Source organism: Bacteroidia bacterium, assembly GCA_019695265.1.
In the GTDB taxonomy this organism is placed as follows: domain Bacteria; phylum Bacteroidota; class Bacteroidia; order JAIBAJ01; family JAIBAJ01; genus JAIBAJ01.
In genome coordinates this window covers 21,450-46,627 of record JAIBAJ010000006.1, presented here as the reverse complement: position 1 = coordinate 46,627, position 25,178 = coordinate 21,450, and the positions used below count along the sequence as shown (strand labels likewise).

24 protein-coding genes are annotated in these 25,178 nt (G+C 38.2%); 10 read left to right on the top strand and 14 right to left on the bottom strand.

Going from position 1 to position 25,178, the window contains the following annotated elements; genetic code table 11:
- Positions 1 to 9 precede the first annotated feature (9 nt).
- The 9 genes from K1X82_02145 to murQ all read right to left on the bottom strand — a co-directional run bounded on the left by K1X82_02145 (position 10) and on the right by murQ (position 10,186).
- Entirely contained in the window at positions 10 to 1,092 is a 1,083-nt protein-coding gene (locus tag K1X82_02145; GenBank protein MBX7180886.1) for an undecaprenyl/decaprenyl-phosphate alpha-N-acetylglucosaminyl 1-phosphate transferase, read from the bottom strand.
- Positions 1,093 to 1,152: 60 nt separating this feature from the next.
- Positions 1,153 to 1,695, bottom strand: a complete 543-nt coding sequence (gene rfbC / locus K1X82_02140; GenBank protein MBX7180885.1) for a dTDP-4-dehydrorhamnose 3,5-epimerase — start codon at positions 1,693 to 1,695, stop codon at positions 1,153 to 1,155.
- Between the two features lie 10 nt (positions 1,696 to 1,705).
- Positions 1,706 to 4,231, bottom strand: coding sequence for a polysaccharide biosynthesis tyrosine autokinase (locus K1X82_02135; GenBank protein ID MBX7180884.1), 2,526 nt, complete (start codon positions 4,229 to 4,231; stop codon positions 1,706 to 1,708).
- A complete protein-coding gene (locus K1X82_02130) occupies positions 4,232 to 4,975 on the bottom strand; it encodes a polysaccharide biosynthesis/export family protein (GenBank protein MBX7180883.1) in 744 nt (247 codons plus the stop codon). It lies immediately after the preceding gene.
- 697 nt (positions 4,976 to 5,672) lie between these two features.
- Positions 5,673 to 7,286 (bottom strand): hypothetical protein, encoded by a 1,614-nt coding sequence (locus K1X82_02125; GenBank protein ID MBX7180882.1) that lies wholly within the window; start codon positions 7,284 to 7,286, stop codon positions 5,673 to 5,675.
- Positions 7,287 to 7,685, bottom strand: coding sequence for a hypothetical protein (locus K1X82_02120; GenBank protein MBX7180881.1), 399 nt, complete (start codon positions 7,683 to 7,685; stop codon positions 7,287 to 7,289).
- The gene (locus K1X82_02115; GenBank protein MBX7180880.1) at positions 7,669 to 8,031 is read right to left on the bottom strand and encodes a DUF2304 domain-containing protein; all 363 of its coding nucleotides are present in this window, start codon (positions 8,029 to 8,031) and stop codon (positions 7,669 to 7,671) included. Before K1X82_02115 ends, K1X82_02120 begins: the two co-directional genes overlap by 17 nt.
- 1 nt (position 8,032) lies before the next feature.
- Positions 8,033 to 9,301 carry a T9SS type A sorting domain-containing protein gene (locus K1X82_02110; GenBank protein MBX7180879.1) on the bottom strand — a complete coding sequence of 423 codons (1,269 nt, stop codon included), beginning with the start codon at positions 9,299 to 9,301 and terminating at the stop codon, positions 8,033 to 8,035.
- A 69-nt stretch (positions 9,302 to 9,370) separates the two neighbouring features.
- On the bottom strand, positions 9,371 to 10,186 hold the full coding sequence (gene murQ / locus K1X82_02105) for an N-acetylmuramic acid 6-phosphate etherase (protein ID MBX7180878.1): 816 nt from the start codon (positions 10,184 to 10,186) through the stop codon (positions 9,371 to 9,373).
- A gap of 124 nt (positions 10,187 to 10,310) precedes the next feature.
- Here murQ and K1X82_02100 point away from each other — a divergent pair, with 124 nt between their 5' ends.
- From K1X82_02100 to K1X82_02075, 6 genes are all read left to right on the top strand, one after another.
- Positions 10,311 to 12,437, top strand: a complete 2,127-nt coding sequence (locus tag K1X82_02100) for an enoyl-CoA hydratase/isomerase family protein (GenBank protein ID MBX7180877.1) — start codon at positions 10,311 to 10,313, stop codon at positions 12,435 to 12,437.
- A gap of 94 nt (positions 12,438 to 12,531) precedes the next feature.
- Positions 12,532 to 13,932, top strand: a complete 1,401-nt coding sequence (locus tag K1X82_02095; protein MBX7180876.1) for a tetratricopeptide repeat protein — start codon at positions 12,532 to 12,534, stop codon at positions 13,930 to 13,932.
- On the top strand, positions 13,929 to 14,723 hold the full coding sequence (locus K1X82_02090) for a phosphosulfolactate synthase (protein ID MBX7180875.1): 795 nt from the start codon (positions 13,929 to 13,931) through the stop codon (positions 14,721 to 14,723). Before K1X82_02095 ends, K1X82_02090 begins: the two co-directional genes overlap by 4 nt.
- A 6-nt stretch (positions 14,724 to 14,729) precedes the next feature.
- Positions 14,730 to 15,047 carry a rhodanese-like domain-containing protein gene (locus K1X82_02085; protein ID MBX7180874.1) on the top strand — a complete coding sequence of 106 codons (318 nt, stop codon included), beginning with the start codon at positions 14,730 to 14,732 and terminating at the stop codon, positions 15,045 to 15,047.
- A gap of 6 nt (positions 15,048 to 15,053) precedes the next feature.
- Positions 15,054 to 15,686, top strand: coding sequence for a DedA family protein (locus K1X82_02080; GenBank protein ID MBX7180873.1), 633 nt, complete (start codon positions 15,054 to 15,056; stop codon positions 15,684 to 15,686).
- Positions 15,687 to 15,741: 55 nt separating this feature from the next.
- Positions 15,742 to 16,773, top strand: a complete 1,032-nt coding sequence (locus K1X82_02075; GenBank protein ID MBX7180872.1) for a rhodanese-related sulfurtransferase — start codon at positions 15,742 to 15,744, stop codon at positions 16,771 to 16,773.
- A gap of 12 nt (positions 16,774 to 16,785) precedes the next feature.
- Here the strand turns inward: K1X82_02075 and K1X82_02070 are convergent, their stop codons facing one another.
- Together K1X82_02070 and coaD are read right to left on the bottom strand one after the other, a co-directional pair.
- Positions 16,786 to 18,189: a TlpA family protein disulfide reductase gene (locus tag K1X82_02070; protein MBX7180871.1), complete on the bottom strand. Its 1,404-nt coding sequence runs from the start codon at positions 18,187 to 18,189 to the stop codon at positions 16,786 to 16,788.
- A 38-nt stretch (positions 18,190 to 18,227) separates the two neighbouring features.
- Positions 18,228 to 18,710, bottom strand: a complete 483-nt coding sequence (gene coaD / locus K1X82_02065; protein ID MBX7180870.1) for a pantetheine-phosphate adenylyltransferase — start codon at positions 18,708 to 18,710, stop codon at positions 18,228 to 18,230.
- A gap of 163 nt (positions 18,711 to 18,873) precedes the next feature.
- Here coaD and K1X82_02060 point away from each other — a divergent pair, with 163 nt between their 5' ends.
- From K1X82_02060 to K1X82_02045, 4 genes are read left to right on the top strand one after another with little or no spacing between them, the layout of a single operon-like run.
- Positions 18,874 to 20,370, top strand: coding sequence for an ABC transporter permease (locus tag K1X82_02060; GenBank protein MBX7180869.1), 1,497 nt, complete (start codon positions 18,874 to 18,876; stop codon positions 20,368 to 20,370).
- Between the two features lie 23 nt (positions 20,371 to 20,393).
- Complete coding sequence (locus tag K1X82_02055; GenBank protein MBX7180868.1) at positions 20,394 to 21,698, top strand: ABC transporter permease; 1,305 nt, start codon at positions 20,394 to 20,396, stop codon at positions 21,696 to 21,698.
- A gap of 22 nt (positions 21,699 to 21,720) precedes the next feature.
- Positions 21,721 to 22,038, top strand: a complete 318-nt coding sequence (locus tag K1X82_02050; protein MBX7180867.1) for a thioredoxin family protein — start codon at positions 21,721 to 21,723, stop codon at positions 22,036 to 22,038.
- A 2-nt stretch (positions 22,039 to 22,040) separates the two neighbouring features.
- Positions 22,041 to 22,283 (top strand): hypothetical protein, encoded by a 243-nt coding sequence (locus K1X82_02045; protein MBX7180866.1) that lies wholly within the window; start codon positions 22,041 to 22,043, stop codon positions 22,281 to 22,283.
- A 28-nt stretch (positions 22,284 to 22,311) separates the two neighbouring features.
- On the opposite strand, the gene K1X82_02040 is transcribed toward K1X82_02045, so the two are convergent.
- From K1X82_02040 to mnmA, 3 genes are all read right to left on the bottom strand, one after another.
- Positions 22,312 to 22,860: a hypothetical protein gene (locus tag K1X82_02040; GenBank protein ID MBX7180865.1), complete on the bottom strand. Its 549-nt coding sequence runs from the start codon at positions 22,858 to 22,860 to the stop codon at positions 22,312 to 22,314.
- A gap of 365 nt (positions 22,861 to 23,225) precedes the next feature.
- Positions 23,226 to 23,945 carry a hypothetical protein gene (locus tag K1X82_02035; protein MBX7180864.1) on the bottom strand — a complete coding sequence of 240 codons (720 nt, stop codon included), beginning with the start codon at positions 23,943 to 23,945 and terminating at the stop codon, positions 23,226 to 23,228.
- An 11-nt stretch (positions 23,946 to 23,956) separates the two neighbouring features.
- Complete coding sequence (gene mnmA / locus K1X82_02030; GenBank protein ID MBX7180863.1) at positions 23,957 to 25,057, bottom strand: tRNA 2-thiouridine(34) synthase MnmA; 1,101 nt, start codon at positions 25,055 to 25,057, stop codon at positions 23,957 to 23,959.
- Positions 25,058 to 25,178: the final 121 nt, after the last annotated feature.

Here is a 25,178-nt window from a genome sequence, read left to right as displayed (position 1 = left end):
TTTCTAAAACTATTTCTTGGTGGGTTGTTTATAACGTTTGGTAATGTAAAACATTGTACCAAGCAGGCCTAAGAAATATAGGAAGAAAACTATTAGTTGGGTATATCCCCAGTCGGTAATGAAGAACTCAATCATCATTAAGCCTAAGAAGGAAATAAATGATAATCCGAAAAAAGTTAGGGCCACTTGCCTGTCGGTTAATCCCATGTATGACAAATGATGGGTTGTATGATCCCGTCCTCCAACCATTGGAGATTGACCTCTAAGAAGTCTGTTAACTGTTACAATGGTAGTATCAATAATGGGAATCATAAAAATTAACAATGGCTCAATAAACTGCTTGGTTTGAATTCGATATCCCTGAGCTTCATGTCCCATCCAAAAATAGTTAATTCCAATAGCAGCCAGAAATACGCCTAGAAACTGACTTCCGGTATCGCCCATATACATTTTTGAGGGATTCCAGTTATAAAACAGAAATCCAATTAAGGCACACAATACCCCTTCCAACAAAATAATATCAGGATTGTATAAATCGTTCTTCCAAAGCAAAATGAACAATGAAGACAAGATGATACTAATGGAAACCGTTGAAGTTATACCATCCATATTATCCAACATATTGATGGAATTCATAAGCCCGATTATCCAAAAAAATGTCAATCCTATATCTAAAATCTCGTTTCCAAAGAAGACAATTTTATTACCGCTAATCACCAAAATTACCGCACAAGCTAATTGTCCACCCAACTTTAAAATAGGTTTGGTATTGTAGGCATCATCCGCTAAACCTATTAAAAACCCCAATACCGATGCCGCTAAAAAACCAAGAAACTTAGGATTATATAGCAATTTATTCTCTTCAAAAAAGATAGAATAAGAAGCAATAGACAATAAAAACAAGATAAAAAATGAAACACCTCCAAGTGCAGGTTTCGTCGTAGAACTCCATCTGATAAGGTGATCAGAATTATTCCTCATCCCTAAATTGGAAGCAAATTGCAGAAACAATCCATTCACCAAGAATGAAAAAATTCCGGCAAGAAAGAAATATCCAATGTAAATAACGATGGTATAAGTATCTCTAGTCAAATCGTTTAAATAAAGGGGAACTACTACAAATATACTAATTCAAGATTCAAACAAAACGTTCTAAAACGGACTGCTAAAATTCTCAAATGATAATCCCACCTTATCCTTGTCAGAAAAGATAGGATTGCTTGTTTCCCAATCTATGTTTAATGTGGAGTCATTCCACTGAATTGTACGTTCTGATTCCTTGTTATAATAATTCGAACATTTGTATGAAAAAATGGTATCATCCTTCAAACAAGTAAAACCATGAGCAAACGATGGTGGCACATACAACGACAACTTATTCTCCTCGCTAAGCTCAACCTTCACATGTTTTCCGTAGGTCTTTGAGCCTTTTCTCAAATCAACAATTACATCAATTACTGCACCGGTTATTACTCTTACCAACTTGGTTTGACTGTAAGGCGGCAATTGAAAATGCAAGCCACGAACCACTCCTTTTTTGGACATGGACAAATTGTCTTGAACAAAAACATCGTTGATACCCATTTCCAAAAACTTCTGTTGGTTATGAGATTCCATGAAAAAACCTCTCGAATCTCCAAAAACATCGTGCTTGATGATAAACGCACCTTCAATTTCGGTTTTAATAATTTCCATTGATATCTAGCTATTCACTTGAATTTTCCTTGTTATTCTTCTTATTGAAAAGTCCTTTAAAAAAGCCCTCTTCTTTATCCTTACTGCTTTGGCTTTCTTCATAGTAACCATAACCTCCTCCATATCCATAGCCATACCCATAACCATAACCATACCCATAACCGTAGCCATAACCATACCCATAACCATACCCATAACCGTACGAAGCACGGGATGTATCTACACTGTTTAATACAATACTCAATGGCTTCACATTATTCTCATTGACCAAACGCTCAATATTCCCAATAAATGCTTTCTTAGAATAATTCGACCTAACCACATAAATAGGATAATCTGCCAACAAAATATTTGAAATACCATCGGTTACTATTCCAACCGGTGGGTTATCAATAATAATTACGTCGTATTCTTCCTTCAGAGTTTTAAGAAGATTCGTAAAATTGGTTGAAATAATTAACTCGGAAGGGTTTGGTGGTATAGGCCCTGCCGTAATAAAATCCAGATTCTCTAAACTACTTGATTGTATGCAATCTTTATACGAATCCTTTCCAATTAAAATGGTACTCATCCCTTTTAAGTTGGCAACGTCAAATCCAAGGTGAATCTTAGGTTTACGCATATCCGTATCGATAATAATTACCTTCTTCCCTGCATAGGCTATAATTCCACCCAAATTAATAGCTATAAAAGTTTTCCCCTCTCCCGATACTGTCGAAGTAATGGAAATAATCTTTGACCCGGGTTGATTGGATATGTATTGCAAATTGGTTCGCAGCGACCTAAATGCCTCCGAAATTCCCGACTTTGGACTTTTATCCACCAATAATTGAGAGTTGGGAATTTCCTTTTTATACTTCGGCACCATCCCCAAAATCGGAGTTTGGGTGTACCGAATTATATCGTTAATGGTGGTAATATCATTGTACAACAAATATCGAATCGTAATCAAAAATACACTTAACAATATGGATGCTACCATGGCTGCAAGTATCACTACCTTCTTGTCGGGCGAAATAGGTACCTCCGGAATAATTGCCCGTTCTAACAAGCGATTGTTTGGTGTATATCCGGCTTTTGTAATTGAATATTCAGCCTTTTTAGTTACCAAATCATTATAAAAGGTTTCTGTTACAGTGTAAATTCGGTTTAGTTTTGAATACTCTATCGCATCATAATCCAAACTCTGAGTTGTGTCTTTCTCTAACCTGATTTTCTCCTGGTATACTTTGTACTTAGACTTCAAATCAGACTTTTGCTTATCTCCCAGTTTAATCGCATTATCTATACCATCCAGAATCAGTTTGTTTTGAATCTTTATTTGATAATCCAATCGCCTGATAAGATCGTTATTGGCCGTAACATCAAACAGCAACTTTTCACGCTCCTGTTGCAATTGATTTAAGGTTTGAAGCTGATTAGTAAATGAATATTGCAATTTTGCCAAAGAAATGCCTGTTAAAGCTTTGCTAACATCCACCGATTCTAAATTAGAACCAATTTCATTTTTAACCTTTACCAATAAATCAATATCAAACTCTAAACTCAAGATTGCATCATTGATATCGTCAATCTTATTCAGGTATTCTAAACTTTTCGAATTAATTGGTATGGGTGTGCGTCCGGCACCATTCTCACCTTCATCCACTATCCCATACTGGGTTCTAAATTGATTCAATTGCTCTTCGGTCTCCATTAACTTGTCATACAACAAAGCCAATTGATCATCCAAAAACCTTAAAACATTATCTGCACTTTTTTCTTTGTTCTCTACATCGTATGAAATAAAATCATTGGCAATGGCATTCACCATATCCGCTGTCTTTTCAGGATTCTTACCCCTAAATGAAATTCGAATAGTTTTTGCTACCTCGTTTAAAACTTCCACCGTTAATGGAGTGGAAATATTCGCCATTTTTAAATTCGGATTGTTTAACTCAAAAAAGTACTGATTGCCATCATTCTGCATTTCTAAAATGCGATTCAAATTCGAAAACTCAAGCTTGAATTTCAAATGCTTTACATCAATACTATCCTTAATCGGAACCCTGGTATTGTATTGAACATCACCAACCCGGTATTTAACCTCTACCGTTCTGTCCTGAAAAAATTCCAAATAAATTGGTAGATTATAAATATCTCCATTCTTTAATCGGTATCCCACCCTGAATGGACATGATTTATAAACCTCATAATTCAAAACAGTGCCCTTTTTGTAATAAGAAATATCCAAATCCAAACTGGAAACGGCCCTTAACAGAAACTCCGAAGATTTTAATAACTCTATCTCTTTATAAATACTCTCATCATAAAAGTTCGAGACCTGCAATAGCTTGGTCGTTGTTTGACTCGAATTAAGCTGAATGATGGCTTTGGTTTCATATACCGGTTCCGTATACCTCAAATAAATGAAGGCTATGGTGGTACAAAACAAGAAAAACAGCAAAATCCATAACAAACTCTTCTTCGAAATAAGCAGAAATAATCCTAAATCGAAATTATCATTGAAATAAGAAATTTTCTTTGGAGGCGCCATCTATTTTGTTAAGGTCTTAATCAATGTAAAAGTTAACAAGAGAGTCGACAAAATCGACACCCATGGCGTAATTTGCTGTAAGGTCTGACCTGCAATGTTTCTGCGGGTTTCAATATAAATGATATCGTTGCCTTGCATTACTAAGTCGGCATTTTTAAGCCCTTTTAACTGACTTAAATCCACAATATACACCTTAGGATCGCTGAGGTTGCCTCGTATGATTTTAACCTTATATGCTTTTGCATTTTCCGGTAAACCTCCCGATGTTGCTAACACTTCAAACAAGGTGGTATTGTCGTACTTCAATTGAACCACCGAAGCTAAGCCTCCAATAAACAAAAAAACTCGCTTATTCGAAAATTGCAAAGTCACAAAAGGGTCATTTATATACTTGGAATATTCATCTTCCAACATCAATTCGGCCTGTCTAAAGGTTAAACCTTGCAAATAAACTCTTCCTACCGATGGCAATTTTACAAAACCATCTTCCTCCACCTTGGCCATAAAATTATTGTTCTCCTGAATTCGATTGGTTAACCCTGAAACATAGACCGATCCGCGGTTGGAAGTAACATTAAACTGAATCCAATCACCTGGGGTAAGACGGTAATTTTTGATAACCGCTGTAGTATCGAATACCGAATAAGGATAAAAATTATCCGTTCTTAACATGCGGTTCTGGTTGTAATATCTACACGAACCAAGCGTTAATCCAAGTAATACAAATAATATAAATCGTCTCAATGAATTCACCAATCGGCAAAGTTAGCAATATTTAGAGTTCATTTTCCAAACCTGTCTTTTTTAAGAAAAATCTTATCACTTTCGTTTAAAATCAGCCTTTTAGTTCAAAAAATAGCAGGCTCCCTTTTGGAATTATAAGTTGTAAAAAGCTCCAATTTTAAATTTCTTGGATGCGGGTGCCTTCGCATAACATTCCATTTTATCTCAGGCTTTAGAATGGCTCAGGCCCGGGCTATCCGTTCCAAGTCCTCGCCAACCTTGGCTAACGCCGCGGTTAGCTGTGGGCTTTCCACTTCTATCCCTACCCGAAAATACCGTGCAATTCCATAACTTTGGTTGTTTGTCAGAAAATAGAAAACAAGGTGGCAGAATAAGCCTGTTTACCTAAAAACTTCAATTCCATGCACCATACTTTAGGCTTGCACCTCGGGCAACGATTGAGGCAAGTAGCCCACAGGAGCATGCGGCGCTAGCCAAGTGCGACGAGGACTACAGCCGAAAGCGTGACCCGAACGCCCATGCAAGTTGCTCGAAGTTTAGCCAAACAATTGTTGGGCGGAGGGGGCCCGCATACAAGGTATTAAAAAAAAGTCAATCAAGAACGATGAAGGATTTTAAAATACCCTATACTAGTTGGAATGAAAACTTAACCTAAAAATACCTAGACGTATTTGCCCAAGGCTCACCTTGAAAAGCCCTAGTGCTCCATTGCCGCATTTGCTACTAAAAAAGCATTAGCCATCAGACTCAATGTTAACCCCTTAGCGGGAAGATAGCGGAAACCGGAACCGTCTCCTACAAATACCTTTTGAAATCCATTTAAACGTCCATTTCGTTGAATATGAAACGGTTGATCTGAATCAGAAAAAGGCAAAGTGCCGGCATAATGAATACTGCCTCCTTGCGGGGTTCGGATAGCTTTCAAAGGCAAACAACCCAGCTTGAACAAGGCTTTCTTATAGGCCTTCTCAGTTTCAAAAAAGCGATTCTCCTCTGCTTGCGAATGGCGATATTCACCTCTCAGAACATCGCCGGTCTGATAAGACTCAGCCCGAACCAATTCAATCCATTTTTCGCCTCCTGCCTGCTCGGGATGATGGATTCCTGCAATAATAAATGCTGACTCCAGTAATCGCATAATTTCTTTTGAAAAAGCAAATCCCAATGGAGCTTCTTTGGCAAGTTTAAACAATAACAACTGGCGGTATCCAAACAAGGCAGCCTGGGCCACTTCCTGTTGGTTAGCTCCGGTATCACGGAACAAAATTGCCTGACATAGACCGGATCGTTTGGTATCATAACCCAAACCTAAATTAGACCAATTTATGGTAGGCATATACGTATAGGCATTACAAAGCACAGGCAATTTATGTTGGTAAGCCTCTTGCGAACGCAATACCAGGCGGGCCGTAGATAAAACGCCTGCAGCAATTATCAATTTCTTAGCCTTAAATGCCTGAACTTCATTCGTTTCTAACGATTGAGCCCAAACCGTAACACCACCTTCATCCTCTTCGAACCGTATTGCCATCCACCCGGAAACTAAAGTAAAGTTGGGCTTGGAAAGTAGTTGGTCAATGGTCATCCAACTGCGGTAGGCACTGTAATCATTGTCGCCCCAAAACTCCATATCGTACCCTTGAGAAGCTTTTCTGCCATCTATTGGTTCGGAAAGCAAAGCCATACCGGAACGTCCAAGCCAAAAACCTTGCTTTTGAAGGGTTTCCTTATGTTTGTCATAGTTTGAAAAAATACCAAGCATAGAAGAGTCGAGAGGTAATGGAGTTTGCAGGTTCTTCAGATTTCCAATAGCAAAATTGGAACCATCATCCTGCTGTCCCGACATTCCAATCCATGATGCCACTTGGCGGTAGGCCTGCTCCATTGTTTTGGGATCCAGACCACATTGATCCAATTCCGGATTACTAAACACAAAGCATCCAGTTCCCCACCCCCCTCCTAGCCCACCTTTTGCCATACTTTCAAATGGAAAAAAAGAATTGGAAAGGAAGGGTAACCATTGTTCGGTTTTTTCTTTGAGGTAGGTACGAGGAGGGGTTAACTGTGAACCTACCCGACTTTCTTCCCAAACTATTCCTTCGAAATCATCCCCTAAGAAATAGGAATGCTGATTGGTATCGGTTTTCCGGATTTCCTCCCAGGAAAGATCGGGTATTTTTTTACGTTTTTCTTCGTTCCAAACTCCGGGATCAATAACCAAGGTTTCCTTACCTGCTTCAACTAATGTTTTTGCTGCAATAGCTCCGGTAGCACCAGAACCAATAACTATATATTCGTACTGCTTTTCCAATCAAATAAGTTTAACTAAAACCAATCCAAGCAAGCTGAAAAATACAGCCTTAACACCTTGCTGAAAGAGTTTAACCCAAACCACAAAAGGAGATTGAGCAGTGGGCAAAAAAAAGGAGGTATTTTCCACAGAGGCTTCCAGAATGGCCAGCATGGTAAATATTTTCCGTCTAATAGGACTTTTGGGCTGAACCAAGGCCAACCCGGAATCAATACAAGCCATCCAAAAACGTCCATTCAAAGCCCATTTCCAAAGCTTCACGTCTTTATGTTCCAGCTTAATCTCATGTTTTTGATGAGCCCGTATGTATCGTTCCACCAAAGTAGAAGAGCAAGGTTTACCCAAAAGGTAAATAGAAATGGCAATAGCCTCTTTTTCTAATTCAATTGCTGCTTTCACCTTGCTGGGCTTTGGCTTGTTGTTCCTGCTTCATTAATGCCAATTCCTGGGCCAGGGTTTTATTCTGCCTGGTGAGCTTAGAGACAGTAATTGAAAGGTGAAGCAAATAAATAAGAATGGCAAAAATAGCCCCGGTAAATACCATATTGGGCGGATCATAAATGCCCAACCAATGACTTACCACATCCAAACCCTTTCGCCAAAGAGAAAAAAGGATGAGAACAATTGTACAAACTATCCACACGAAAGCATACTCTTCGCGCAATTTACCTTTAACAATTAATCTGCTGATGTAGATTAAGAAACTCAGACTAACTGCAATGGCAATAAGCTGGATTCGACCCATTTTAGTTTTTTACAAATTTCTCTGAGTACACTTTCCCGTTAGCGGTCCACTGCACCAAATATATCCCATTGTTGAAAGCTGATACATCCACTGTATTATCATTTCCTCTGAAAATTACATTCCCGGAAATATCTGATATAGTCAATGTCTCGGTATTCTTTGCAAAATGTATAATAGAATTGCTTGGATTGGGATATACATGTTCTTTCACAGCACTCAGTTCTTCGGTACCAATGGTAATTCCGGCAGGATTGTAAAGAGTAAGGTTTCCATTTTCAGTACCGATAAACAAGGTATTGCTACCTTTATCTATAAAGATGCTATAGACTTTATTAGTTAGAAGACCGGAATTATTAAAGGTAAACTCATTTAAAAATAGCCCATTGTTATATTGAGAAAGACTATAGTTATTGGAAAAAATTACTGTATCTAAATCGGGTAAGGTATCCAGGTTAAATACCGAATCGATAGAAACATAAAATTTATCAAACCATAGGTTACCGGAATTATCTTCGATGATACGTCTGTTGTAAAAATTAGGCAATCCAAAGAAACCGGGTAAGGTATCCCATGCTCCGCCTTCGTATTTATAAACACCTTCGGCCATGCGAACAAGTGGTGTTGAACCAGAAAAACCCAGGGAAAAAACCTGATTACTTTGAAAATCACCGGAAGATTGGTTAAATACTTCCCATGTATTGTTACTGAACTTAGCTAATCCTTTGTTAAATGTTCCGATCCATAAATTGTTATCTTTGAAATCAATGGAAGTTACAATACTATCGGGCAAAGAAGAGTTGACCGGAGTGTAAGTTTGCCAAACATCACCATTAATCTTAACCAGTCCACCATTGGTGCCTACCCAAATAAAACCATTATCATCTTTACGAATAATATTGACCTTATTGCTAGGCAGCAAACTATTGGATTTTGTATAAACAGTTAATTCATCACCTACCATTTTAACCAGGCCCTTTTTGGTACCAAACCATTTGGTGCCACCATTGGCAATGGCAATAGCCCTTACCTCCTTATCCGGCATGAGCGAGTTGGTATCGGTATATTGAACCCAAAGGTTAAGCCAGGGATAAAAATGAGCGGCACCGCCATAAATGGTACCAATCCAAAGAGTTCCATCGGTATCAAATTCAACGGCAATCACTTCATTGGCCGGCAAACCTGAATTTTGGGTATTGTAAGTCCTCCAAATGGCGGAAAAAGACTGTATTGAAAGAATTACAAGGAAACTAAGGAGTATAAATTTCTTCATGCTAAACTGAAAATGGAGGGCAAAGTAAAGAAAATACCTCGAATAATGGGATTGAAGGGTAAAAATAACTTATTGGTCTTTATAGCCAACCAAGGCCTTACGTACACTGCCAAATTGAAGTAATAGAGATTGAGCCAAGGCATAATCAACACCTAACTCATTCATAACCATTAAAGTACCTCGATCAACCAATTTATTATTGCTTAATTGCATATCAACCATTCGATTCCCTTTCACCTTACCTAATTGAATCATAGCGGTGGTGGAAATCATATTTAGTACCATTTTTTGTGCTGTTCCACTTTTCATTCGGGTGCTACCGGTAACGAATTCAGGACCAACGGCAACTTCAACCGGATATCGAGCTACTGTCGCAACCGGGCTTCCCGGATTACAGGTAATACACCCCGTGAGGATTCCATTATTATTACATTCAACTAGGGCTGCAATTACATAAGGAGTTGTTCCGGAGGCGGCAATACCTATAACGGAATCCAGATCATTTATCATAAACTCTTGCAAATCTTGCCAGCCTTGGGTAAGCGAATCTTCGGCAAACTCTACCGCTTTTCGAATAGCTGCATCACCGCCTGCAATTAACCCTACCACAACACCTTGTTCAACTCCAAAGGTTGGAGGACATTCTGAAGCATCAACTACGCCTAGTCGACCGCTTGTACCGGCACCGATATAAAACAAACGTCCACCTTTTTTCATTCTTTCAACAACTTGCTCCACCAACACCTTTATTTGAGGGATTGACTTTTCAACTGAATCCGCAACTTTTTTATCTTCCCCGTTAATGCCAAGAAGCAGTTCCTCAACAGTTTTCTTTTCCAGGTCTTGGTGATTGGATGCCTGTTCGGTAATTTTTGAAAAAGTCATTTGAATGAATTTGGGGCAAAAATGCTTCAAAAGAGTATTTAAAATGCTAATGAAGAGTAATATTTCCCTGAATTTGTTTTCTTTACAGCCCAAAGTTTAATAACTCACCCTATTTCGCAATAAAATGAACTACGCTACCTTAGAAAAGCAAGGAGAATTCGCCATTGTTTGGTTAGACCAAGAAGGAGAAAAAGTAAACAAAGTTTCACCAGAGCTCATTCAAGCCTTTGATGGCATTTTTAGCCAAATTGACGCCGATAGCTCTATCAAGGCGGTTATATTGGCCAGTAAGAAAAAGGATTTCATTGCCGGTGCGGATATTGAAATGTTTCAAAAGGTTACCAAAAAGGGAGATTTTGAACCAATAACAAGGAGAGGACATGCCTCCTTATCTAAACTAGAGAAGAGTAAAAAACCAATCATAGCAGCCATTCATGGATCGTGCATGGGTGCGGGACTGGAAATTGCATTAGCTTGCCATGGAAGGGTTGTTGCAGATGAAGGAACTGTATTAGCTTTACCTGAAATTAAATTAGGTTTATTGCCTGGCGGTGGAGGAACCCAACGATTGCCAAGGTTAATTGGAATCCAGAAAGCATTGGATATTATGCTAACCGGCAAAAATGTTTATGGCAAGCAGGCCTATAAAATGGGATTAGCAGATAGGGTAACCAATAAGGCCCAACTAGTTGAAGCGGCCAAGTATTTAGCAAAAGATATTTTAAGTGGAAAATTTGAGCGTAAGAGAAAAATAACCGCATTGGAATGGGCATTGGAAGGAAACCCATTGGGAAGAAGTGTTTTATTCAAAAAGGCAAAGGAAATGACCTTGAGACAAACAAGGGGAAATTATCCTGCAGCGGAACGAATTTTAGAATGTGTTGAAATTGGAATGAACCAAGGTATAGAGAAAGGTTACGATGCTGAAGCTATTAAATTTGAGGAATTGATATTAACGAATGTTAGCCGTCAGCTAATCAATATATTCTTTGCAATGACGGAAATGAAGAAAAACCCATGGAAGGAACTTGTTAGACCGGTGCGTACCCTGGGAATGTTAGGAGCAGGCTTTATGGGTGCAGGAATAGCAGAAGTATCGGCAGCAAAGGGCGTTAATGTATTACTGAAAGATTTAAAGGAAGAAGCTGTTGCTAAAGGGAAGAAGACCATTTGGGATAATTATGCAAAAAAAGTAAAGAGAAAAGCAATGACCTTACCTGAAGCAGAAGCTGTAATTAACAGGGTAAGCGGAACCACCACCTACGACAATTTCGACAAGGTGGATGTAATTATTGAAGCGGTTTTAGAGGATTTAGATTTAAAAAAGAAAGTAGTAAAGGAAGTGGAAGATATGGTTCGTCCAGACTGTATTTTTGCTTCAAACACATCTGCCTTGCCAATTAAAGCCATTGCAGAAGCAAGCCAAAGACCTGAATTAGTTATTGGTATGCATTATTTCTCACCTGTTCCCAAAATGCCATTGCTTGAAATTATAGTGACGGACAAAACAGCAGATTGGGTAACAGCTACTTGTTTGGATTTAGGAATTAAACAAGGAAAAACATGCATTGTAGTAAAGGATGGACCCGGCTTTTACACCACCCGAATTTTAAGTCCGTTTTTAAATGAAGCCTTGTTATTATTGGAAGAAGGTGCAGACGCATTGCAATTAGATGAAGTGATGAAAGATTATGGTTTCCCTGTTGGACCTATAACTTTAATGGACGAAGTTGGAATCGATGTGGGGGCACACATTTATAAAGGCAAAATGACCCAGGAGTTTATTCAATCCAGACAAGGTGCTAAAATCACTGATGCTATGGTGCGAATGTATGAGGGAGGCTTTCATGGAAGAAAGAATAAAAAGGGTTTTTATGTGTATGATGAAAAGGGTAAAAAAGTGCGTGGAAAAATAAATTCAGAAGCCTACCGGTTTTTCGGAGGTGAAAACCGCAAAAAAATGGACAAAACTGAAATTCAGCAACGAATGGGAATGATTATGATGAACGAGGCTGCCATGTGTTTGCAGGAAGGAATTCTTTTATCGGCTAGAGACGGAGATATTGGGGCAGTGTTTGGATTGGGATTTCCTCCATTTAGTGGTGGACCATTCCGAATGATGGACTTCCTAGGATTAAAAAATGTAGAAGGAATTATGAAGGAATTATCATCAAAACACGGCGCAAGGTTTACCCCAGCGCCTATTATTAGTGAATTAGCAAAGGATTCCAAGACTTTTCATATTAGTTAAAAAGAACATTTTCGACAAAGACCGGGATTTGGTTCAAAACTAATTGAATCAGTGTTGGATACTTCTTTTTAATTTTGCATAAAATAAGATTGAAATGGAGGAGCGCGGCGAAGGCTTCAATTTTGAGGAGGCCAAAAAACTAACAGAAAAGTTTGAAAAGGCTATTTCGGCTGGGGTTACCGGATATTTCGAATCTGACCAGTTGGAACTGATTATTGACTATTGTATTGAAGAAAACAAATTAGCTACTGCCGCAATAGCTGCTGATAGAGGTTTGTCCCAGTATCCCTATTCTGAGTTTTTCTTATTACGGAAAGCTCAGCTTTTGGCAGCAGAAAGCAAGTATCATCCTGCTTTGGAAATTTTAGCTAAAATTGAGGCGATTGACCCAACCAATGCAGATGTATTAATCACAAAAGGCACTATTTACAGTCAAATGGGCATGAACAAAAATGCCTTACAGTGTTTTAATCAAGCTGTTCAGGTCTCCGAAAATCCGGATGAGGTATACATGTTCATTGCCTTTGAATATGAGAACTTAGGTTCATATGAAATGGCTTTAAAAAATTTGAAAAAGGCAGCAGAAATAAATTTGGAAAACGATGCTGTTCTTTTTGAAATTGGTTTTTGCTTTGAAACATTAGAAAAAACAACAGAAGCCATAGAATACTTTGAATCGGTAGTGGATAAGCATCCTTATTCTATGTCGGGTTGGTATAGCTTAGGTCTGTTCTTAAACAAGAATTTGGAGTATGACAAGGCATTGGAAGCCTATGACTTCGCTATTGCAATCGATGACGAATTTCCATCTGCTCATTTTAACAGAGGAAATACCCTAGCCAATTTATTTAAATTCAGAGAGGCTATTTCAAGTTACCACGAAGCATTAAAACTGGAAGACCCCGACCCTATTACCTATTTTTATATTGGGGAGTGCCATGAACAATTAGGCGAAGCTGACAAGGCTTTATCTAATTATGAAAAAGCTATTAAGCTAGACGAGCGTTATGCAGATCCCTGGTATGGTATTGCAATGATTTTAGAAAATCAAGGCAGATTTCACGAAGCGTATCATTATATTAAAAAAGCCACGGAATTATCTTCCAATTCGGATTATTATTACTTGCAGGGTGATATTGAAAAAGCACTGGGGTACCATGAAGAGGCTATCGAAAGTTATCGCTATGTTTCTAACCACGACCCTGAATTAATTGATATTTGGATTGACTTATCGGATCTACTTTTTAAACAAGAGGAAAGATTAGAAGCCTTAGAAGTAATTACAGAAGGAATTAAAAATCATCCTGACGAAGCAGAATTCTACTATAAAATGGTAGCTTTTCTTTTGGAATTAGGGATGAAACAAAACGCGATTGAAGTATTTCAAACTGCGTTGGAGCTCAACTACGAAAAGCATGAAAGTCTTTTCGAGTTCTATCCTCCCGCTCAAATGATGTCTGAAATACAGGATTTAATCGAAATGCACAAAAAATGAACTTTGAATTTTCACATTTGCCCAATCGCCCCGGCAAGCCAAGAGAAGTTGGATTAACCATGATGATGGATAAGGGGATTTCACTTCGTCAAGCAGAAGATTTCATTTCTTCTTCTGCAGACTACACGGATTTAATTAAGCTAGGTTTCGGAACTTCTTATTTGACAAAGAACCTGAAAGAAAAGATTAAACTATATCAGGAAGCTAATTTGAAGGTTTACTTAGGAGGTACACTATTTGAAGCCTTTTTTGTACGGAATAAATTTGAGGATTACATGCGTCTTTTGGACAACCTAGGTTTAGATACCGCAGAAGTATCCGATGGATGTATTGTTGTGAACCATGACAAAAAATGCGAGTTGATTTCCAAGCTATCTAAAAACTACCGGGTTTTATCGGAAGTTGGATCCAAAGAAGCGGGTATATTAATTCATCCACAACGTTGGAAAAGTATGATGTTAAACGAATTGCAAGCAGGTAGCTGGAAGGTAATTGCAGAGGCAAGAGAAAGTGGAAATGTTGGAATTTATCGTCCGAATGGTACTGCTCACGTTGCCTTGGTCAATCGCATATTGGAAAAGATTCCGCAAGATAAAATTATATGGGAAGCACCTCAGAAATCACAACAAGTTTGGTTTATTAAACAAATTGGTGCTAATGTCAATTTGGGGAATATTGGGGTAGATGAAGTTATTCCATTAGAAACCTTAAGGTTGGGATTAAGAGGAGATACCTTTTTTACCTTTTTACCTGACGAAGTAAAGAGTAACTTTGCACACCAAACTAATTAATGGTATATGAAAGAATTAACAGCCCAGGAATTAAAAACCTGGATGGACGAAGGAAAAACCTTTCAACTAATTGATATTCGGGAAGACTATGAACGAGAGGTTTCCAATATTGGAGGAAACCATATTCCTATGGGTCAGGTTTTGTCCAGAACAGAAGAAATAGACCGCGATAAAGAAGTCGTTATTTATTGTAGAAGCGGAGGAAGATCCGGTGTAATTGTTCAACAACTTTCCACCGTTTTAGGTTTGGAAAATCTTAATAATTTAAAAGGAGGAATGCAAGGTTGGAAAGCAAGCATTGATCCAACTATTGAAGTTGCCTAAAAGAATATTGACTTGAACCAGCTAATTGATTTTATACTTCACATAGATAAACATCTATTTGAAATTGTACAGGATTACCAAAATTGGACCTACGGAATATTGTTCCTAATTGTTTTTGCAGAAACAGGTTTGATTGTAACTCCATTTCTACCCGGAGATAGCTTGCTTTTTGCAGCAGGCACTTTGGCAGGGGCAGGACATTTAAGTCCGGCTATTCTGGTATTACTGCTCTTTATTGCTGCTTTTATCGGAGACCAAACCAATTATTTTGTTGGAAACTACATCGGACCTAAAGTGTTTGACATGAATATTCGCTTTTTAAAGAAGGAATACCTCATTCAAACCCACGAATTTTATGAAAAGCATGGAGGCAAAACGGTTATTATTGCTCGGTTCATGCCCATTATTCGCACTTTTGCGCCCTTTGTGGCCGGGGTGGGTAGTATGACCTATAAGAAATTTATCAGTTTTAGTATTTTGGGAAATCTACTCTGGATTAATCTCTTTGTTTGGCTAGGTTTCTTGTTTGGAAATCTGGAATTTGTTAAGAATAATTTTTCCTTGTTTACACTTGGAATTATTGGATTATCCCTAATGCCTATGGTAATTGGAATTATCAAATCTAAACTAGGCAAATAGCTTAGTCCGGTTTTATGACCGGATAGTATTAATTGTTTATTTCTTCGTTTGAAGCATGCAACTTCACAACAAAATTAATAAGGATGTTTTAAAAGAGCTTCTCAGGAAAGAGGCTTTTAAACGTCGTACCCTTTCCTTTTACAGATATGTAATTATTCAAAATCCTGTTGAAATGCGAGATCGCTTATACCTTCAGTGGAATAAGTTAAGTATTTTTGGAAGGGTTTACATTGCAAAAGAAGGAATTAATGCCCAAATATCTGTACCTGAACATCATTGGGACACCTTTGTTGAGGAACTGTATGCACTAGAGGAATTCAACCAGGTTCCTTTTAAAATTGCAGTGGAAGATGATGGGAAATCATTCTATAAACTAATAGTCCGGATAAAAGAAAGAATCGTGGCAGATGGATTGCCGGAAAACAGCTACGATGTGACCAATGTAGGCACACACCTTGATGCAGAAAATTGGAATAAAGCAATGGAAACTCCGGGAACAGTAGTAGTTGATATGCGAAACCACTATGAAAGCGAGGTTGGACATTTTGAAGGTGCCATTTTACCGGATGCAGATACTTTTAAGCAAGAATTGGAAATGGTAACAGAATTGTTGAAAGGAAAGGAGTCTGATAAAGTATTGTTGTATTGTACCGGAGGAATTCGGTGTGAAAAAGCAAGTGCATATTTAAGACATCAGGGATTCCAGGATGTTAATCAATTGCATGGAGGAATTATAGCCTATGCTCAACAAATTAAAGAAAAAGGGTTAGAATCCAAATTCCATGGAAAAAACTTTGTATTTGATGAGCGATTGGGAGAACGAATAACTGATGAAATCATTAGCAAGTGTCATCAATGCGGAGAACCTTGCGACACGCATACAAACTGTGCCAATTCCGATTGCCACTTACTGTTTATTCAATGCCCCCAATGCGCTGAAAAATTCCAGGGTTGTTGCACAAAAGAATGTCAGAACATCTTGAACTTACCTTTAGAAAAGCAAATTGCTTTGCGCAAAGGAAAAACGAAAGAACATGCACATGCTGTTTACAAAAGCAGATTGAGGCCTAAATTATTGGGTCAATAAAGCTATTTTCGATTAATATTTGAATTTAATATCCGAAAAGTCCTTTTCAGCATTGTGGCTAGGTTTTTCAGCCGGGGAACGAAAGAATTTACCATCCGGACCAATAATAAAATATTGAGGTACTGATTTTATGTCGTAAAGCTCGGAGAAATCGCTTCCACTTGGGGCAAACAACACCTCCCAATCAAACTTATTCATCTCTTTAAAAGCCTTAGCCCTCGACTGTGAACTTTTTAATAACACGGTTATAAAGCGAATTTTATCACCATATTTTTTACGATAAATAGGTATTACTTTGGATTCTGATAAACAAGAAGAACAATTGGGGTCTGTAACCTCCAAATAAACAAACTTCCCCTTTAATTCATCCAAACTTACTTGTTCACCTTCACTATTTTCTAAAACAAATGCCGGAGCCTTAGTACCTTGAACCAAGTTCTGTGATTGCCGCAGCAAGTTACCTGCCATGATTCTGATAAACTCCATGGGTGATTCCCTTTCGATCAATTTGAACATCTTCTTAACTGACTCCTTCTGAATTCCACTTACTCCCAACAAACTTCGAAGATTGATTAGGGTAACTAGAGCACGAACACTATCATTGGCCAGAAAAGGTATGTTTTTCAATTCATTATCCAGATTTATCCAAGGACCTCCTGCATTCAGTATCTTATAAATTTGAGGATTCTTTTTTGAAAGTACATAATTGTGTAGGTATTTCTCAAAAAACTGAGCAAAAAAATCCATGTACATTAGATCATAAGGTCTAACCGGTTTTGTTTTTATATAAGCCGAATAAATTACTTCCTTACGAACAGGGGTAATTTGCTCTACAATAGCCAAATTATAGTCGACATAATTGCGAAATGCCGGATCAGTTATATTACCAAACTGCGTGTAGGCTGCCCTTCTTAAGGCCTTTATCAACTCAGCTGAACGTCCTCTAACTAGCAAACTTGCGGCATTTTTTTCAAGAAATTGATCATAATAGCTATTGAATCGATTAATACTGGCATTCAAATCCAGACTATCCAAATTTTGAAAAATAACTTTTTTGAATTGCCTATCAAAATAGGGCCTTGCTTCATCCGGTTTTTTGGTAAAATCGGGCCAAATAATAGAGTAGGACTTTCCTGGTTGAATAAAAAAATCGGAATAGTTGGTTCCGGACTTTAGAAAACAATAAGTTGTTCTTTGAACTTTTAAATCAATCACAAAATTGCCCGTATTAGACACTTCCACTTCGGCAAGCTTCTTCTCTTCAAAGCTTATAAAATCCGAATAGGTATAAAGCCCAATTTTCTTTCCGGCCAAAGTTTTCGCAACGCCTTGAATATGCTGAGCATATAAAGGCAAACTACTTTGAAATACTACTATTAAGACTAGTGAACTAAAACACAATTTGGAAATTCTCATTCAATGGCTTTGCAATAGGTAACGTTGGTAAACTTCACTTAGTACCCGTAAGATTGTAAATTTAGACTTTGAGGAATAAAGGCTTGAACATCGCCCCCGTTTTTTAAAATATCTCTAATAATGGTTGAATTGATAGCGCTTAGACCGGGTTCTGTGAGGTAGAAAACCGTCTCTAATTCCGGATACATGGCTTTATTCATTTGTCCTATGGCCCTTTCAAATTCAAAATCCGGAGAAGTTCGTAACCCACGAATGATGTAACGAATATCCTTTGAACGACAATAATCGACGGTTAATCCGGTAAAAGTGTCCACCTTTACCCGGGTATCACCGGCAAAAACTTCCTGTATCATTGCCAACCGCTGTTCCAGGGTAAACATATAATTCTTGGCCGAATTGGTTCCAATTGCCACCACTACTTCATCAAAAAGGCTCAATGATCTTCTAATAATATCTTCATGACCAAGTGTAATTGGATCGAAGGAACCCGGAAAAACACCGACACGTTTAAAATTTGCCATTGTTCGATTATTTAAACAAAGAAACAAGAAAATCAAGTGTCATGAAATAGTAAAACCGGAATAAAAGTCACATTCCAATGTTCATTTGTTAGAAATTGTCCGGATTTCAAATTTTTCTTATAAAAAATGGGAGTTTGAATGTATTTTCGCCACTTCCAAACCTATGTTAAAATACATTTTCAAAAGAATCCTGGTTTTCATTCCCACCTTAGTGGCTATAACCCTTATTTCTTTTGTTATCATTATCAATGCGCCGGGTGACCCCGTTGAAAGAATGGTTGTTGCCGCACAATCTGGCGGGGAGGTAGGTAGCCAAAGTGCCAACCAAGCCGAGCAAAAAAGATTTTGGAAGCAAAAGCTAGGACTGGATCTTCCTATATTTTATTTCTCCCTAAGTTCATTAGCAGACCCGGATACCTTGTACAAAGTTTTTGACAAGAATGAAAAAAATGCCTTGGGCAGATTAAGTTCAAGCTACGGAAATTGGGAAGCTATTTCGGCCTATTATCAGGCCTTAATTAGTCTTAATCAAGAGCACTCTCTAATTAAGGTCGATAGTTTAAGTTGCTTACCACATTCCATCAACGAGGTAAAGGAGCAACTGAACACTGCCTATTTTGAAAGTTTGGCCTTGAGAAGCTGTTACGATGAAACCATTATCCAATCTAAATTTGAAAAATTAGAAGCAATCTACCAACAATACGCTTTATTTAAACCCTTGCAACCTCAGCTCCGGATGGCCAAAGAAAAATATGGCCTCATGAAATCAAATGCAACAGGTTGGAAAAATTATATACCCAAAATTGTGTTTTATCCAAAAAACCAATACCACCGTTGGATATTTGGAGATGGAAATTGGTTAACAGGTGAAGGCGCCGTTTTTACCAAAGGTGTAATTCGAGGCGATTTTGGGACTTCCTACAAAACCAAACAACCTATTTCTGATGTAATAAGTTCTAAAATTGGTTGGTCATTATTCTTTTCCATGATGGCTGTTTTATTAGGTTACCTGGTATCGATTCCTTTAGGTATTCAAAGCGCGGTAAAAAGAGGAACCTGGTTTGACCGTAGCTCCACTGTTTTTCTATTTATTTTGTATTCCATGCCAAGCTTTTGGTTAGCAACCATGCTCTTAATGTTGTTTGCCAATCCGGATGTACTTTTTATTTTCCCGGCAAGCGGTGTGCAACCCATTGAAGGCTTTGGTGCTGATGCAGGACTGTGGGAAAAAATAGTTGGGACTTTGCCCTATATTGCCTTACCCTTAATTTGTTATACCTATGGTTCTTTTGCCTTTTTAAGCAGAACCATGCGTGTGAGTATGCTTGAAATTTCAGGAATGGATTATATCCGCACCGCCAGGGCAAAAGGATTACCTGAACGAACCGTTATTTATAAACATGGTTTGAGAAATGCCTTATTGCCAATCATTACTGTTTTTGCCAATGTTTTTCCAGCTGCAATTGGTGGTTCAGTAATTTTAGAGACCATTTTTACAATTCCCGGTATGGGTTATGAGGCCTTTACTGCCATTGCAGATCAGAATTATCCTATGATTATCGCTATTTTAACCATTACCGGAATTTTAACCCTGGTTGGTTATTTAATTTCAGATATTCTTTACGCAATTGTAGACCCTCGAATTTCATTTGGAAAGTAATTAACCCTAGCAGCCTTCAACAAGTGAGTAACCCAAACCAGTCTTTTAGTTTTAGTGCCTATGCTTGGAGCCAGTTTAAGAAAAACAAACCGGCCTATCTTTCCTTATATATTTTCTTGGTCTTAGCAGGAATTGCTTTATTCGCTCCTTTCCTGGCCAACGACCAACCCCTCTATGCCAAGTACAAAGGCCATACTCTTTTTCCAGCTTTTTCTTTTCAAAAGGTTTATGAATTGGATGGAACAACCATTCAATTGGATATAGCGGATTGGAAGAAAATGGAGTTGGATCAGGTAATTTGGGCTCCGGTTCCTTATAGTCCGGGCAAAAGCGATTTACTGAATATTTATGCCGGTCCGGGAAGCGACCAACTTTTTAACGGACCTTCCGGAGCTGAAGAAATGCCGGGTAGATTCAGACATTTTCTTGGCACCAGCAAACGGGGCGAAGATTTATTATCCGGACTAATCCATGGAACACGGATATCATTAACAATTGGTATTTTTTCTATGGGCATTGCCACCATTTTGGGTTTAATACTTGGTGCGATGGCCGGTTATTTTGGAGATGATAAACTAAAAACCAAACGGGGTATTTTTTGGCTTACCCTACTAGGTTTGATAGTTGCTTATTTTTATGGTTTTATGACCCGTGGTTTTGAATTGGCTGATGGATTGGCTAATTCAGCATTTGGGGCATTCTTTATCCAATTTCTAATCAGTTTACTCATTTTTATTTCCATTATTTTCCTTTTTAACCGCCTGGGAAAACTTCTTTCAAACTTACCCTTTTTTAAAGAATCGGTTTCTATTCCGGTAGACAGCCTTGTTTCTCGTTTTATTGAAATTTTGATTTCCACTCCGAGATTGGTATTAATCATTTCAATAGCCGCCATAGCCAAACCTTCCATTTTGATTTTAATGGTGATTATTGGTTCAACCAGTTGGACCGAAATTGCCAGGTTTACCCGTGCTGAATTCCTAAAAATTAAAAACCTGGAGTATATTCAGGCAGGACAAGCCCTTGGTTTTAATGAAGTGAGAATAATTTTCAAACATGCATTACCCAATGGAATTGCACCAGCCTTAGTTGCTATCGCATTTGGAATTGCCTCAGCCATTCTGGTTGAATCCGGTTTGTCGTTTTTGGGAATTGGTGTCCCTCCGGATGTAGTTACCTGGGGATCACTGGTAAATGCCGGAAGAGAAAACTTTCAAGCCTGGTGGTTAGTTATTTATCCGGGTTTGGCAATATTTATTACAGTAACCATTTACAATTTATTGGGGGAAGGATTGCGAGATGCGCTTGACCCAAGACTAAAAAAATAAATAAAATTCTAAGCCTTATCTTATGGTACATTCTATTACAGACACAGAATTTGAAAAACAACTACAGGAAAACAATCTGGTTATTGTAAAATACTATGCCGATTGGTGTGGAACCTGTAAACTTTTTGCTCCAAAATATAAAAGACTGAGTAATGATGAACGGTTTACAAGTGTACACTTTATTGAAGTAAACGCCGAAGAAAATGAAAACGCCCGAAAAGCAGCAGGAGTAGACAACTTACCATTTTTTGCCAGTTTTAAAAATGGAGTTCTTTTGGAAGCTTCTGCTACCAGCAAAGAAGAAAATGTGGTTCAACTACTAGATAACTTAATGAAATAGAAATGCAAATAGCTGAGATAAAACGATTGGTTGAAGTATATTCATTAGCTGAATTAGCCTTGGCTGAAGAAGCTATTTTGGAAGAAAGAAAACCAGAAATTGAAATTAATGGGGATGATGAAGGGGAAATGCTTACCCATGTTATGGCTGCATCCTGGATAAAGGCTGATATGGAAAAGAACGGTTCGGATATAAGAACTTCCTTAAGAAATTACACCCAAAAGGTTAGAAAATCAATTTCCTAAATTTATTTCAGACCGATTTAGCTCCTTCCTACTTAGTAAATTCGTAGCTATTTAATATTCCTGAACCAACTTCGCTATAGCTAGCGTATTTATCCTTTTCAGCCGTAAAGGTTAACACATAAGCCTTTTCATTTTTCACCCAATAATACTGGACAAAATGAAGCTTAAACTCTCCCTGATCTCCGGTATAAGCCATGTGATAATAATTTCCTTTAGGTGATTTTACCTCTTGACTCAGTAGTAGATTGGAATTGGTAATCATGGTTTTTACCTGAGCTTCTGACATTTGAGCATACTTTTTCAAATCAATATTATACCCTGCCAAATCCTGAATAAGCAAATTAACATTCTCCCTGAATTTGTCTTGACTGGATTCCAATGGGGAAAATAAAAAAAACTCAGTTCCCATTTGTTTGCTTTGATTCAATTCCCAATCGGAAGGAAATTGGATGGTATAGTTAGGACCATTAAAGGTTTTCCAGTTTAAACGTATCGTTTCGAATTGATTTAAACAGAAAGAAGAACCCATACCAATTGAAACAAAAAAACAGAACAAAACAGTGGTAATTTTTCTCATTTATTCTAGCATTTAGTGCTCTAAAATTAACTAAAAAAACACATCCTATACACAAGATTTAGGTTTTACTACAATCGATACTAATTCTTAACACAACTAATCCAATATAGCAAACCTAAATACACCGATTTGGATGGTTAAAAAAATGAATGATTGGGTTTGCACCTCGGGCAACGATAGAGGCAAGTAGCTCCAAGAACACGCAGCGCTAGCGGAGGGGGCTTGGACTACAGCCGATAGCGTGACCCGAACGCCCAAAAGCAATCAGATTGGGCCTTGCAGACATTACATTGGGCGGAGGGGGCCCGCCAAAATCCAATTAAAAAAAGTAAGAAAATCTACCAAAACTCTTGCCCATTTAGGCCTTATTGTACACCAAAATTAATGGCTCTGTACTCGTATTCTGTGCCCAAAACCGAATCTTGTCCGCCGGGAAAAACCTGGTATTTGACATACTTTTTATAAACAAGTCCAACATGTTTAGCCCAAACCTCCTTACCATACAGGCGTTGCACCAAATTTACCGAATCAATTTGCTCGATGGTAACAGTAGAATCAAAATGCAACCCGTTGATATCAAAGGGCTGATGTAACTTGGTAACTTTGTAATTCCAGGCATCCTCAAAATTGAACAAATTACCATCCCAACGCAGGCCTTCAGAAAGCGGAAATTTAAGCTTAACAAATCGAATATTCTCTTCGACCCGTTCGGCGGAAGTTAGGGATTTAGACTGAAACCAAACATCTTTTAAGGTCCAGGTATCGGCGATTCCGGCTTTCTTATATCGTTCAATTCGCTGAATCAAGGTATCGCGGGTTGAAACAATATTACTTTCTATCAAATCACGTCGATAAAACCGAAAGGTATCCCTGACGTTAACAGGTGCATCCTGCCAAATGCTATCACATTCAAACTCAACCCAAGTGCCCAATTGGGTGGGGAAATAGTCACGTCCTTCTTCCGGTATAGGTTGAACTTCTTCGGTACAAGAAAATAAACCCAAGGCCACAAAAACCAACAAAAGCTTGTGGAGGTAAGGATTTTTTCGAGATTTATTTGGGTAAAAATGCGGATTATTTATCATGCCGAATGGTATTAGGCAAGCACTTGTTTGTCAATAAATCCACCACCGACCAAGTCGTTGCCATCATAAAAAACGGCACTTTGACCCGGAGCAATGCCTGAAACCTTATTAAAAAATTCCACTTTTACCTTTTCACCAACCATACGGATTTCGCCAAGTGTACCTTTATCTTTGTAACGGATTTTGGTTAAAACCTCCAATTTGCCTGGGAGATCGGGAATTTTAATGAAGTTTGGATTTCGAACAATCATGTCTTGCTTTTCCAAGTCTTCCTTTTTACCCAAAACCACCGTATTTGTTTCAGGAATTATTTGGGTTACAAACATAGGTTCACCCAGGGCAATTTCAAGACCTTTGCGTTGTCCTATGGTATAAAAGGGATATCCATGATGTTGACCTAAAACTTGACCTGAGAGATTTACAAAATTTCCACCATCCAGTTTTTCTTCCAACCCTTCCACTTTGCGCTTTAGAAAGCCTCTGTAGTCGTTGTCTGGCACGAAACAAATTTCATAGCTTTCGTTCTTTTTGGCCAATTCTTCGTATCCGGCATCAGCGGCCATTTGTCTAATTTCAGACTTTCTAAACCCACCTAAAGGAAATTTGGTACGCTTTAAACTATCTTGGGACAGCCCCCACAAAACATAACTTTGGTCTTTGTTTTCATCCAAACCTTTTGAAATAACGTAACGGTTATTTTCTGAACGAACCTGGGCATAATGTCCGGTGGCAATAAATTCACAATCCAATTTATCGGCCCGTTTAAGTAATGCTTCCCATTTGATGTGGGTATTGCATAAAACACAAGGATTGGGGGTCCGACCGGCCAGGTATTCATCTACAAAATTGTCGATGATATAATCTCCAAATTCATTTCGGATATCCAAAATATAGTGAGGAAAACCCAAATTTACTGCCAATGTTCTGGCATCGTTAATACTATCGAGGGAGCAACAACCGGTTTCTTTCTTACTTCCTCCACTACTGGCATAATCCCATGTTTTCATAGTGATGCCAATTACCTGGTAGCCTTGCTCATGAAGCATCAATGCAGTTACGCTGCTATCAATACCTCCGCTCATGGCCACTAAAACTTTTCCATTTTTACTCATTGTTTCCAATTTTCAGGGTTAAAAGCCCTGTGTTTATAATTCTGTGGCTGGTGCAAAAGTACCTAAATCCTGCATCCTTCCGGTGTAAATTTGGAGGTTAAAAAAACTAATTGCATTCCTG